Raw genomic sequence first — 13,420 nt, 5'->3', positions numbered from 1 at the left:
CGTAGCAAATAGGCCTCTTCGCGACAAGCGGATGTACACCCATGTCGAAAAGAAAGACAATTGTGTTTTGTAAATTGACACAAGTGTACATTAACGCTTAGCCTTGAGATAGAAACCTTTTGGAGCAGGCTATGTCGAGCGATCCACTTCTGCAGCCCTACCAGCTAAAACACCTCACGCTGCGCAACCGCATCATCGTCACATCGCACGAACCCGCCTATCCCGAGGATGGCATGCCGAAGGGACGTTACCGCGCCTACACGGTGGAGCGGGCAAAGGGCGGCGTTGCGCTGACAATGACAGCCGGTTCCGCCGCTGTCTCCAGGGACAGCCCGCCCGTCTTCAACAATCTGCTCGCCTATAAGGATGAAATCGTCCCATGGATCCGGGAAATGACCGACGCCGTGCATGAACAGGGTGCGGCGATCATGATCCAGCTCACACATCTCGGCCGCCGCACCCGCTGGGACAAGGGGGACTGGCTGCCAATCCTTGCGCCGTCTCATCATCGCGAAGCGGCGCATCGGGCTTTTCCGAAGAAGATCGAGGACTGGGATATCGAGCGTATCATCAAGGACTTCGCCGACGCCGCCGAACGCATGAAGGCGGGCGGAATGGACGGCGTGGAGCTGGAAGCCTATGGCCATCTGATCGACCAGTTCGTCTCGCCGCTGACCAATGAACTGGACGGTCCCTATGGCGGCCCGCTCGAAAACCGCCTGCGCTTCTGTCTCGACGTCTTCAGGGCGATGCGCGAACGCGTGGGCGACGATTTCATCCTCGGTGTCCGTTATACCGCCGACGAATGTCTTGAGGGCGGCACCGGAAAGGCAGAGGGCATCGAAATTGCCAGACGATTGAAGGATAGCGGCCTGATCGATTATCTCAATGTCATCAGGGGCCATATCGATACCGACCCCGGCCTGACCGACGTCATCCCAATCCAAGGCATGGCCAACGCGCCGCATCTCGATTTCGCCGGTGAAATCCGCGCCGCGACCAGTTTCCCAACCTTCCACGCCGCCAAGATCCCCGATGTCGCCACCGCGCGCCACGCCATCGCCGCCGGCAAGGTGGACATGGTGGGCATGACCCGCGCCCACATGACCGACCCGCATATCGTGCGCAAGATCATGGAAAAACGCGAGGACGATATTCGCCCCTGCGTGGGCGCCAATTATTGTCTCGACCGCATCTATCAGGGCGGTCTCGCCTTCTGCATTCACAATGCGGCAACGGGCCGTGAGGAAACCATGCCGCACGAGATACCCAAAGCGGCGGAGCGCCGGAAGGTGGTGATCGTCGGCGCCGGTCCGGCCGGGCTCGAGGCCGCGCGCGTTTGTGCCGAACGCGGCCATGAGGTCGTTGTGTTCGAGGCCGCCAACAATCCCGGCGGCCAGATCCGGCTAACCGCGCAAAGCGAACGCCGCCGGGAAATGATCAGCATCATCGACTGGCGCATGAGCCAGTGTCAAAGGCTGGGCGTCACCTTCCACTTCAACAACTGGGCCGAAGCGGACACGGTTCTTTCGGAAAACCCTGACGTCGTTATCATCGCCACCGGCGGTCTGCCGCACACCGATGTGCTTTCCAGCGGCGCCGATCTCGTCGTCTCGGCATGGGATATCATTTCCGGGGACGTCAAACCGGGAACGAATGTGCTGGTTTTTGACGATGCCGGCGACCATGCAGGTCTGCAGGCCGCCGAATTCCTCGCAAAAGCCGGGGCGAAAGTGGAGATCATGACGCCTGATCGCTCCTTCGCCCCGGAAGTCATGGCCATGAACCTCGTTCCCTATATGCGCTCGCTGCAAAAGCTCGACGTCACCTTCACCGTTACCTACCGGCTGGAAGCGGCCGAAAGAAATGGCAACCAGCTTGTCGCCCATGTCGGCAGCGACTATGGCGGCGTGGCGAAATCGAGAACCGTCGACCAGATCGTCGTCAACCACGGCACGATCCCGCTGGATGACCTTTATTTCGAACTCAAGCCCGGTTCAAAGAACCTTGGCGAAATCTCCTATGACGCCCTGCTTGCGGGAACGGCCCAGACGGTTGAGCGCAACCCGGAAGGCGCCTACCGGCTCTTCCGGATCGGCGATGCGGTCGCCGCGCGCAATACCCATGCGGCGATCTACGACGCGCTGCGTCTGGCAAAGGATATTTGAGACCGGCGCTCCCGACGGACAGAGGCAGAACAAATCTGCCTCTGTCGCCATGTAATCCTGAGTGCAGGAGCGGCTTCAAGCCTGAATCAAGGCAATGCCCCTGTTCTTGAACCCCAGCGTCACATTGCTCGCTGCCGGCAGGCTGGTCTCCACGGCATGGTCGACAATGAAAAGCGTACCGATATCGGTTTCCACCTCATATTCGACGTGACCGCCGAGGTAGGCGCTGTGCAGCACCCGGCCGGCAAGGCCCGGCCCGCCAAGCTGTCCGATGGAAATCGAGCCGGGACGCACAGCAAGTTTCGCCGGGCCGGGTTTTGCGTTGCGCGCCGAAACCCGATGATCGATGCCGCCAACGCGGATCAGTGCGTCCGAACCCTCAATGCTGATCACTTCGCAGCCGACAACATTCGCCTCGCCCATGAAATCGGCGATGAAGGCGGAGGCCGGGGCTTCGTAAAGATCGCGTGGCGCACCCGACTGAGCGATCTCGCCATCCTTCATCACGATGATCCGGTCGGAAACAGCCAGCGCCTCATCCTGATCATGCGTCACATAGACGGCAGTAAAGCCAAGCCGCTGCTGCAATTCGCGGATTTCCGTGCGGACCCGGCGGCGAAGGCGGGCATCGAGGTTGGAAAGCGGCTCATCGAGCAGCAGAACCTGCGGCTCGAGCACCAGAGCGCGGGCGACCGCGACACGCTGCTGCTGCCCGCCGGAAAGTTCGGCGGGCAGGCGATGCCCCATGCCGGCAAGGCCGACAAGCTTCAAACCCTCTTCCGCCTTTTCCCGCGCTTCCGCCTTGCGCAGCCCGGAGGATTGCAGGCCGTAGGCAACATTGTCGAGCGCCGTCATATGCGGGAAAAGCGCATAGGACTGGAAGACCATCGAGACATCGCGCTCATTGGCAGGCAGCATGGTCACATCCTTGTCGCCGATGAGGATACGGCCCGAGGTCGGATGCTCGAGGCCCGCCAGCATGCGCAGCGTCGTCGTCTTGCCGCAGCCGGAGGGACCGAGCAGCGTCACCAGCGTGCCGGGCTCAATGGTGAGCGACAGGTCGGGAATGGCGGTGAAGGCGCCGAAGGTCTTGCGGACATTCTGAAAGGTGACGGAGCCGGGCTTTACGGAAATCATGCGGTTTTCTCCTGGGCAAGAGGAACGGAGGAAGCGGAGGGCAGGCCGGCGACGCGGTTTTCACGCCGCAGGCGACGCTCGCCGACAATGAGCTGGAAGCCTGTGATGACGGTGATCATCACCACGATCAGCATGGAGGAATAGGCGATCGCCACCCCATATTCACCGTTCTCGACAAGGCCGACGATATAGGAGGTCGCCATGTTGTATTCAGCGCTGACGAGGAAGATGACAGCGCTGATGGAGGTGATGGCGCGCACGAAGGAATAGACCAGCGCGGCCGTGATTGCGGGTCTCAAGAGCGGCAGGATGACCTTGCGGATGGTGCGGAAACTATTGGCCCGCAGCGTCAGCGAGGCCTCGTCGAGGCTCTTGTCGAGCTGGCTCATCGCCGCAATGCCGCCGCGCACGCCGACCGGCATGTTGCGGAACACGAAGCAAGCGATGAGGATGAGTGCCGATCCCGTCATTTCCACCGGCGGCAGGTTGAAGGCCATGATGTAGCTGACGCCGATGACCGTGCCGGGAATGGCAAAGCTCATCATCAGCGCGAATTCGAAGAGGTTCCGCCCGGCAAATTTCTGCCGCACGATGATATAGGCGGTCAAAAGACCGACGGCGGCGGTCAGCGGTGCGGAAACCAATGCGATCTTCATGGTCGTCCAGAACGAATTCCAGGCAACGCCTGTCCAGGCAATCGAGCCATTGGAGAAGCTGATGGAAAAGGCGCGGACGTAGTGGTCTAGGGTCATGGAATTGTCGAGGCCCCAGGTCTTCACGAAACCGCCCACAAGGATCATGCCATAAACAACGATGGTGAAGACCATCCACGGCACGACGACAGCGTGGACGCCGATGGACAGGCCACGCGGAAGCGCGATATGCGCGCCGCTGTCACCCTTGCCCGTCACCGTGGCGAAATTCTTGCCCGCCAGCCAGAAGCGCTGGGCAAGGAAGGCCGAAAGCGTGAAGCACAGCAGGATGATCGCCAGAACCGCAGCGCGGGACGGATCGTTCTGTGAGCCGACGACGGCAAAGAAGATTTCCGTCGACAACACGCCATGCGTGCCGCCGAGCACCAGCGGATTGCCAAAATCCGCCATGCTCTCGATGAAGCCGATGAGAAAAGCATTGGCGAGACCGGGCTTCATCAACGGCAGAGACACCCGCCAGAAGGTGCGCCAGCGGTCGGCGCGCAACGTCTGAGAGGCTTCTTCCATTGACGGGCTGACGCCTTCGACCACGCCGATCAGCACCAGAAACGAGATAGGCGTGAAGGACAGAACCTGTGCGATCCAGATGCCGGTCATGCCGTAAAGCCAGCGGCCCGGTTCGATGCCGAAGAGGTAAGAAAGCCATTCGGTGACAACACCGGCACGGCCGAAAAGCAGCGTCAACGCGAGTCCGATGACGAAAGGCGGCGTGATGATCGGCAGAACGGTGAGAAGGCGCAGGCCCTTCTTGAAAGGAAAGCGCGTGCGGGTGGCGATCAGAGCAAAGCCGAGACCGAGCACGGTCGAACCGAAGGCCGTCATCAAGGCAAGAAACAGCGTGCGCCAGGCAACGCCGCAACGCTCTTCCCCCGTAACGCAGCCAAGGCTCCAGATGCCGGGATCCTGAATATTGCGAATAAAACCATCGGCATTGAAGGAGCCGTCGAAATCCTGAACGGACGCGATCAGCATGCTGCCGATCGGATAGAAGACAAAAACCGCGACGAGGAAGACCAGAACCGAAATGGCGGCGACGACAAAGGCGTCGCCTTTCATGACTCCGCGTTCTGCAAGCCCGAAGGCGAAGAGAAGCACGAAGACCAGCGACATGACGACGGCACCGGCGCCCATGGAGGGTTGGCCGTCGGCAAGCATGCCGAAGAGGTTTTCGCTCGCCGTCCAGGTCCAGCCGCTGAAGCCGATCGCCAGCCCCTGCAAGGCGAGGAAAAAGAGACCGGCGGCGCCTATGAAGGCAAGCAACCCGCCACGCCGCATTGGATCACGCATCGGCCGAACAAGGCACGCGGCAAGGAAAAAGAGGACGATGCCGACGAGCCATGGTTTTCCATAGGACAATATTTGCAGCACACCGGGCGCATCGCTGGCCGAAGAGAAAAATCCGGACAGCCAGCGGAAGCTGAAAAAGCCGCCTTCGATGCGATACCAGGGGAGAAGAATGAGGGCAAAAGCCCCGAGCGCCAGGACGATGTCCAGCCTGCGATTGCCACGTGTCATGGCCGACCTCGCTTGTTTCATGCCGATGAAAGAGTGGCGGACACCCCGGCTTAAAAAGCCGGGATGCCTGTCGCCTGAGTTCAGATCAGTGGTTCAGATCAGTTTGCGATCGCACCGACTTCGCGGTCCCAACGCTCCAGCAACGACTTGCGCTTGGCCGGATCGCCATAGGTTTTGAAGTCATAGTCGATGAGCTTGATATCCTCGAACTTCGGCGCTTCCTTCGGCACTTCCGCCGTCTTGTTGGAGGGAAGCTGGAAGGACTTGGCGTCCTTCATGCGCGACTGGACTTCGGGCTTCAGCGCCCAGTCGTACCAGATCTTCGCATTGTCGAGATTGCGGGCGCCCTTGATGATCGACATCGAGCCGATCTCGTAGCCCGTGCCTTCGCACGGCGCGATGGACTTGACCGGAAAGCCTTCCGCCGTCTGCGCCACCGCATCGTGCATGAAGACGATGCCAAGCGCCGTTTCTCCGCGCGCCGCCGCCTTGACCGGCGCAGAACCCGACTTGGTATATTGCGAGATATTGGCGTTAAGCTTCTTCAGATAATCAATCGCCTGATCCTCGCCCATGATCTGCACGAGCGACGCGAGCGCCGTATAGGCGGTGCCGGACGAATTAGGATTGGCGATCTGGATTTCGCCCTTCAGCTCCGGCGCCAGCAGGTCGGCCCAGCACTTCGGCTCCTTGTAACCCTTGGACTTGAAGATTTCGGTATTGTAGCCCCAGCCAAGTGCACCGGCATAAACGCCGACAGTCTTGTAACCGGTGCTTTCCGCCTGCTTCACGGCCCAGTCCTGCAACTGGTCCAGCATCGGCGACTTGTATTCGAGCGTCAGGTTTTCGGATGCCGCCTGCATATGCGGATCGCCGGTGCCGGCCCACCAGATGTCTGTCTTCGGATTGCGGGCTTCCGCGCGAACCTTGGCGTAGGTCTCGCCTGAAGACAGGCGCACCATATTGACCTTGATGTCATGCGTCTTTTCGAAATCGCCCTTCATCTGCTCGCAGATGACGACATCGGCCGAGCAGATCAGGTTGAGTTCGCCCGCCGCCTGAGCGGAAACGGCGCTGAGTGCCGTGCCGGCAAAAAGCAGGGTGGAAAATATCGTCAGTCGCATGGTTATCCTCCTGTAGCTTGCGTCTGAATTCTTGGGCCGCGCGCAGACATGGCGCTGCCGGTCGCGGCGTCTTGCAGCACGCGCTGTCTCTTCGGGATGTTGGTTTTGGCCCTACTGGGTCTGGGTGGGGTGGATTTCGCTGTCGAAGCGGCTCAATAACCGACTTCGCTCTTCCGGCTGTCCGAAGGTGGCGAAATCGTAATCCACCATCTTGATCATCGATATGTCAGGTGCGGTCAGCGGCAATGTCGCCCGGGCATTGGAAGGCACCTGGTTCTGGCCGGCCTGGGCCCCGGTCGCCTGCCCTTCCGGGCTCAGCGCAAATTCCACGAAATCCTGTGCAAGGGCCGAATTGCGATTGCCCTTGACGATGCTCACAGCCCCGATTTCATAACCGGTGCCCTCGCACGGCGCGACGATGACCAGCGGAAAACCTTCGATCTTCTGGGTCACGGCATCGTGCATGAAGGAAATCCCGATCATGATCTCGCCCCGCGCCGCCGCCTTGACGGGCGCAGCGCCCACCTTGGTATAGCTCACGACATTCTGGTCGAGTTTCGCCATGAAACCGAAAGCCTCCTCCTCGCCAAACAGCTGGACGAGGGTGGCCAGCATGGTGAAGGCCGTACCGGAATAGTTCGGATTGCCGGTCAGGATATGGCCGCGATAGACATCCTTCGCCAGGTCCTTCCAGCAGGTCGGCGCCGGCAGATTGTTCTTCGCAAGCAGTTCCGAATTATAGGCAAAACCCAGCGCGCCAGCATAAATTCCCGCAGACCGCGATCCCGACATTACCGAGAAATTCTGCGCCCAGGGCAACAAATCCTGCTGGTGGGCGGGCCGGTATTCATCCAGCAACCCTTCCGAGCCGGCCTGCAAATGGGTGTCGCCGGTACCGCCCCACCAGACATCGACAGTGGGATGGGATCGTTCGGCGCGAATCTGGTCGAGGATTTCACCGGTGCTCTTTCGCACCATCGAAATCTCGAGACCGGTCTTGGCTTCGAAAGCCTGCTTCATGGTCAAACACCAGGCCTCGTCGACGCCGCACAGGACGTTCAACTTCGGCTCGGCCATGCCATGCCCTGCGCCGCACAGCCATAGGACCATGCTCGCCGCAAGTGCGGTCAATGCTTTCAATTAAGCCTCCCTGCCTGGAACCTCCCCGTTCCAGTCTCCACCAACAGCATGTCACATCCAGCCCGCACCGCAATCGAAGAATGGTTACCAATCTTTCACCGCACCGCCGAACAAGATTACAGATATTACATTTATGACAGCAGCGATAACCAGCGAGCCTTTGAAGATCGCCGCTGCCATGCCTATGATGGTGATGGGAGGAAAGTGCAGTGCTTAATCAGAAGGTTCGCATTCTGATCGTCGAGGACGATCCGGATATGGCCGAGCTCATCTCGGACCTCATTGAGGCGGAGGGCTGGCTACCCACCTGCGCGCGCTCCGCCGAGGAGGCGGACGAGATATTGGCGCGCGAAAGGATGCAGCTTGTGCTCGTCGATCACAATCTGCCCGGCACGTCCGGACGCACCTTCGCCCAGCGGCTGCGCAGCCAGATCGACATCGGTATCGTCATGGTCACCGCCGCCGGCAGCGCCGCTGACCGGGTTCTCGGTCTGGAAACGGCCGCCGACGATTATGTTGTCAAACCCTTCGAACCGATCGAACTCACCGCCCGGATCAAGGCCGTCCTGCGGCGAACGATCCCTTCGCTGAAACAGGACAAGGACAGCGATCAAGGGCGCGGGGCGCTGTGCCTTGGCGACTGGGCGATCGATCTCGACGCCCGCCGGGCGGTCTGCCTGAGCGATCATAGCCGAACGCTGACGACTGCGGAGTTCGCGCTGCTGGAAATACTGGCGCAAACACCCAACCAGCCCGTCAGCCGCTCCCAGATCCTCGACAGGCTGGGTTCGGAAAGCGACCGTTATATCGACCGAAATGTCGACGTGCTGGTTTTGCGGCTCAGGCGCAAGATCGAGATAAACCCCGACCTGCCGCGCCACATCAAGACGCGGCGCGGCAAGGGTTATGTTCTGCATACCGACGAGGGCGAGCTTTCCCCGTGATCAGCCGCTCCTTCCTGTCCTCCATCGCCTTCCGCCTGCCCTTTGCGATCGTCTTTACCTGCCTCCTCGTCTTCAGCCTTTCCGCCATCGCCATTTATGGTCTGCAGCGCGCCCGCGATGAAATGGCGGCTTATGGGTTGCAGGCCTTTTCCAGTCTCGCCAAGGCTTCGCTGGTCTCGCGGCAGGTCTCCGATCTCGTCTCCAGCGCACCATTTCTGATGAACGCCGCCTCACCCTACCGCGTTTCCAGCGAAAGCCGCTCGGTGGTCCAGCAGGTCGATATTTTGCTCGAAATGACAGGATCGGGCGGCGGCGAACGGATTACCCGCGGCTTTGCCAGCGAACGCATCGTTGAACTCCTCCAGATTATCCGGGAACAGACGCTCGATCTTGCGAAGGATGCCGATGCGGCACAGGGCCATAAAGCGGAAGCGGCAGCAGCACTCGGCGAAATCGCCACCGGTCAGGGCATCCTAGATCCGGAACTGCGCCGGCGAATGAACGGCATCGTGCAGGCCGCATCCGCATCCGACAGCCTCTTCCAGCTTGGTGAACTGCGCCGCCGTTACGTGGCGGAAACAACAGCGCGCCAACAGGGCTATCCCGGCGAACGCCTGCCCGTGTCCGAGCTGCACCCCTATGAGCGGGTCTTCGAGGCCCAGAGCCGCTACCTTCTGGAAATGTTCGCCATCCGTGCCTCGGTGTCCCGTCTTCACACCGTGTCGCGCGATCTTTCCCACGCAACCGAGACCCAGGGCGATGCGGTTGCGCGCAGGCTGAACGAAGACCTGATTTCGACCTCCGATGCTCTCAACCGACTGTTGATCATTGTCGCCGTCGCCTCGCTTCTGGTTCTCATCGTGGCGATCTTCTCGATCCGCTCAGTGATGCGTGTCTCGCGCGGGATAGTGACGCTCTCCAACGGCATGAATGCCCTTGCGAAAGGAAATAAGGATGTCGGCCCGCCCTCGTATACTGGTCCCGAGACGGAGTTGATCCGGCTGCTCGATGCGTTTCGCGCCTTCCATGACAGCGTCGACCGCGTCTCGCGCCTCAGGCGCACGGCGGAAGCGGCAGCCCGGACCATCCGCTCGACATTCCGCACCATGAATGAGGGAATAGCACTCTTCGATCCGGCCGGCAGGCCCATCACCATGAACCGCCGCATCATCGAACTCGTCGGACGCTCCGGCTCATCGCGAAAACTGCCGCTTCGCCGGTTTGTCGAGCCGATCCCGGAAATCGACCCGGCCCTGCTGCCCTTCGAGGCAGAGCGGGGAGAACTGCTCGACCGCGCAGTCCTGCGCCACCGCACTGACGATCAGCGGGTGATCGAAGTATCGATGTCACGCCAGCCGGACGGCGGCATCGTGCTGCTCGCCCGCGATGTGACCGCGCTCGATCGCCAGGAAGCGGAAGCCGTCAAAGCACAGAGACTTGATGGCATCATGCGCATGACCCACCAGGTCAGCCATGAGGTGGGCAACATGATCGGCATCATCACCGGCAGCCTCGGTCTTCTGGAGCGGGAGGCCGGTTTCAACGACCGCCAGAAGCGGCACATCGCCCGCATCCGCAAGGCGGCGGATCGCGGCCGCTCTCTGGCCAGCAGCATGCTTACCATCGGCAGCCAGCAACCGATACATCCAAGCGTCATCAATGTCGCCAGCCTGCTGCGCGGCATGGCCGATATTCTCGAAATCGCTGTCGGCCCCAAATGCCGGATCGCGCTCCATATCGATGACGATCTTCCCTCGATACCGCTGGACCCGGCCCTTTTCGAACAATCCATCCTCAATCTCTGCCTGAACGCCGCAGCCGCCATGCCCGATGGCGGCCTGATTTCAATCGAGGCCGCTTCGGGCAAAGATTCGCTGGTGATCGCTGTCGCCGACGAGGGCATCGGCATGACGCCGGAGGCCGTGGACAAGGCCTTCGAGCCCTATTTCACCACGCGGGGCGACCATGGCGGCGCAGGTCTCGGCCTCGCCATGGTCTACGGTTTCGTGCGCCAGAGCGGCGGCGAAGCGCATATCACTTCCAGACCCGGCGAAGGCGCAAGAGTTGAACTGACCTTCCCGGCAAATGCCGGCCACACCTAGCGGGCAAGCTGCGCGGATTCGATCGAATCCGCCAGTATCTCCAGCCCAAAATCGATTTCCGGCTCGGATACCGTCAACGCCGGCGCAATGCGGAAGACGCCGCCCATGCCGGGCAGCTTGACGATGTTCATGCTGAGGCCACGCAACATCGCCTCCTGCATGATGCGTGCACCGAGTTCGAAACCCGGGGCTTTCGTATGCCGGTCGGCGACGACTTCAAGTCCGAGTAAAAGCCCGCGCCCGCGCACGTCACCAACGCATTCGAAGCGCTGCTGCAACGAGAGCAACCCCTCCTTCAAACGGTTTCCGCGGGCAATCGCCTGTTCCACCAGCCCATCGCGTGCCACCACATCGAGAACCGTCACGCCGACAGCCGCCGGCAGGGGATCGGAAACATGGGTCGTATAGAACAGGAAACCCCTCTCGAAGGCCTTCTGTTCGACCTCCGCGCTCGTCATCACCGCCGCAAGCGGCAGGCCAGCGCCGAGTGTCTTCGACAGCGTCATGATATCGGGGGTCACACGATCGCGCTGGAAGGCGAACATATGCCCGGTTCGGCCAACACCGGTCTGGGCTTCATCGAGGATGAGCAGCATGCCGCGCTCCTCGCACTTTTTCTTTAGCGCAGCGAGATAGCCGACCGGCAGTTCGAGGATACCGCCACTCGACAGGATCGGTTCGGCAATGAAGGCGGCAAGATTGCCGGTCGACTGGCGATCGATCAGTTCGAAGGCATCGTCGAGTTCCGCTTGCCAGTCATTCGATCCATCGGGATTCTTGAAGCGCGGACGATAGGCGTTCGGCGCGGGAATAACGAGTGAGCCAGCCGCGGCAGGGCCATAGCCCCTGCGGCCGGCACTATAGGTAGCGGAGGCCGCAGCGCCCGTCATGCCGTGCCAACTCTGCGCGAAAGCGACGATTTCATGCCCGCCGGTCACGAGCTTCGCCATGCGGATCGCCGCCTCGTTGGACTCAGCCCCGGTGGTCAGCAATTGCACACGATCGAGACCAGGCGCAAGCGCCGCCAGCCGCGCCGCCAAGTCGACGACCGGGCGAGACAACATGCCCGAGAATAGATGCGCGACCGATGCCATCTGCCGGTTGACGGTGGCGACGATATCCGGATGGGTATGCCCGAGCAACGCGCTCATCTGGCCGGAGGTGAAATCGAGAATGGCGCGCCCATCCGCATCATAGACAAAACTTCCCTCAGCCCGCTCGACGATGATCTCCTCGAAGGCCGGTCCGTAGCGGGTCAGATGTTTATTGGCGGCCTCCCAGAAAGCCGGTTCGTCATTGAGCGAGGCGAAGGTCTTCGCAGGCTTGTCCATGGCACATTCCCCAAAAGTTTATCTTGCGGAAACATAACCGCCCATTGCCCCCTCAGTCCAATTGATAGTATTATACTCCGGTATCGATAATCTTGATATCGCCATGCTCGATCTCACCCTGCTGAAGAACTTCATCATCGTCGCTCGCGCCGGCTCCATCAGTGTCGCCGCAATGCAGATTGGCCGCACCCAGTCTGCGCTCAGCACGCAGATGCAGCGGCTGGAAGGGCTGGTAGGCCATACCCTGCTGCAGCGAACGGGTTCTGGAGTGCGTGTAACCGCAGCGGGAGAGAGACTGCTTGCCCATGCCAGTGCCCTGCTTGCCCGGCATGACGAAATCCTTGCCGATATGGGCGAGGCGACGCTGCAGGGAACCGTCAGCCTTGGCTGCCCTGAAGATTATTCCATTGCCTTCCTGCCGGAACTGCTAAGAGGCTTCTTCGGCACCTACCCTAAAATCGACCTGCGCATGGTCTGTGCGCCCACGACGGAATTGCGTCCCCTCCTGCAGCGCCGCCAGATCGACATGGCCCTGGTTTCGCAATCCGATCCGGATCACCGCGATGTGCTCCGCAGGGAAAGTTTCGTCTGGGTGGCGGACAGGCCTGAGCCGGATCTCCTCGCCAAGGATGTGCTGCCGCTCGCACTCTCCGCGCCCGTGACGCTGGATCACCGCGCGGCGTGCGCCGCCATGGAAACCGCCAATCGCCGCTACCGCGTCGCCTTCGCCAGCAACAGCCTTTCCGGCCTCATCGCAATCGCACGCTCCGGCCACGCCATCAGCGTGCTGACAAGGACAGCCGTTCCAGCCGACCTTCATATCGTCAAAAACGGGCTACCACCCCTACCGACGATCGGCATTGCCATCGAGTTTGCCGACGCGCAGACATCTTCAGCAGCCAGGGCGCTGGGTGACCACATCCGCACCGTTCTTCCGGATCTCAGCCTTTAGCCTGGAGCGTTCCCGCAACCCGCATATCCGGCTTTTCCACCATCTCAGGTGACAAAAGGCTAGAAATCGGGCCGATCATTGCAGGCGCAGACCTGAAGTGTTTTCATCAGTCCAGAAACGCAAAAAAGCCCTTGCGTGGCAAGGGCTTGGCGCAATCACAGGGATCGTTGGTTGCGGGGGCAGGATTTGAACCTGCGGCCTTCAGGTTATGAGCCTGACGAGCTACCGGGCTGCTCCACCCCGCGTTACCAGCGTAAATCCCTATGGGATTTATCGCGACAGCATCACAGGGAC

9 protein-coding genes and 1 tRNA gene are annotated in these 13,420 nt (G+C 60.9%); 4 read left to right on the top strand and 6 right to left on the bottom strand.

From position 1 onward, the window contains the following. Positions 1–131 precede the first annotated feature (131 nt). On the top strand, positions 132–2,168 hold the full coding sequence (locus tag PL599_RS13320; protein ID WP_269824540.1) for an NADH:flavin oxidoreductase: 2,037 nt from the start codon (positions 132–134) through the stop codon (positions 2,166–2,168). Positions 2,169–2,243: 75 nt separating this feature from the next. On the opposite strand, the gene PL599_RS13315 is transcribed toward PL599_RS13320, so the two are convergent. The 4 genes from PL599_RS13315 to PL599_RS13300 form a co-directional block, all read right to left on the bottom strand. Beyond that, entirely contained in the window at positions 2,244–3,305 is a 1,062-nt protein-coding gene (locus PL599_RS13315; protein WP_077981332.1) for an ABC transporter ATP-binding protein, read from the bottom strand. Further along, on the bottom strand, positions 3,302–5,533 hold the full coding sequence (locus PL599_RS13310; protein WP_271359111.1) for an ABC transporter permease: 2,232 nt from the start codon (positions 5,531–5,533) through the stop codon (positions 3,302–3,304). Before PL599_RS13310 ends, PL599_RS13315 begins: the two co-directional genes overlap by 4 nt. A 98-nt stretch (positions 5,534–5,631) precedes the next feature. Then, positions 5,632–6,657: an ABC transporter substrate-binding protein gene (locus PL599_RS13305; RefSeq protein ID WP_077981331.1), complete on the bottom strand. Its 1,026-nt coding sequence runs from the start codon at positions 6,655–6,657 to the stop codon at positions 5,632–5,634. A gap of 111 nt (positions 6,658–6,768) precedes the next feature. Next, positions 6,769–7,767: an ABC transporter substrate-binding protein gene (locus PL599_RS13300; RefSeq protein WP_269824544.1), complete on the bottom strand. Its 999-nt coding sequence runs from the start codon at positions 7,765–7,767 to the stop codon at positions 6,769–6,771. A gap of 239 nt (positions 7,768–8,006) precedes the next feature. Between PL599_RS13300 and PL599_RS13295 the strand changes: the two genes are divergently transcribed. Together PL599_RS13295 and PL599_RS13290 are read left to right on the top strand one after the other, a co-directional pair. Continuing rightward, on the top strand, positions 8,007–8,741 hold the full coding sequence (locus tag PL599_RS13295) for a response regulator transcription factor (protein ID WP_137410927.1): 735 nt from the start codon (positions 8,007–8,009) through the stop codon (positions 8,739–8,741). Next, complete coding sequence (locus PL599_RS13290; RefSeq protein WP_137410928.1) at positions 8,738–10,843, top strand: sensor histidine kinase; 2,106 nt, start codon at positions 8,738–8,740, stop codon at positions 10,841–10,843. The genes PL599_RS13295 and PL599_RS13290 overlap by 4 nt, the downstream gene beginning before the upstream one ends. Here PL599_RS13290 and PL599_RS13285 read toward each other — a convergent pair. After that, complete coding sequence (locus PL599_RS13285; protein ID WP_269824541.1) at positions 10,840–12,174, bottom strand: aspartate aminotransferase family protein; 1,335 nt, start codon at positions 12,172–12,174, stop codon at positions 10,840–10,842. The genes PL599_RS13290 and PL599_RS13285 overlap by 4 nt on opposite strands. Positions 12,175–12,277: 103 nt before the next feature. On the opposite strand from PL599_RS13285, the gene PL599_RS13280 reads away from it, so the two are divergent. Further along, positions 12,278–13,126 carry a LysR family transcriptional regulator gene (locus PL599_RS13280; protein WP_269824542.1) on the top strand — a complete coding sequence of 283 codons (849 nt, stop codon included), beginning with the start codon at positions 12,278–12,280 and terminating at the stop codon, positions 13,124–13,126. A gap of 168 nt (positions 13,127–13,294) precedes the next feature. Here the strand turns inward: PL599_RS13280 and PL599_RS13275 are convergent. Further along, a tRNA-Met gene (locus tag PL599_RS13275) sits at positions 13,295–13,371 on the bottom strand. Positions 13,372–13,420: the final 49 nt, after the last annotated feature.

The sequence above is a fragment of the Agrobacterium sp. ST15.16.055 genome (genome assembly GCF_027956555.1).
GTDB lineage: Bacteria > Pseudomonadota > Alphaproteobacteria > Rhizobiales > Rhizobiaceae > Agrobacterium > Agrobacterium salinitolerans.
Note: the sequence above shows the minus strand (reverse complement) of the source record. Positions and strands in the feature narration are given on the sequence as shown.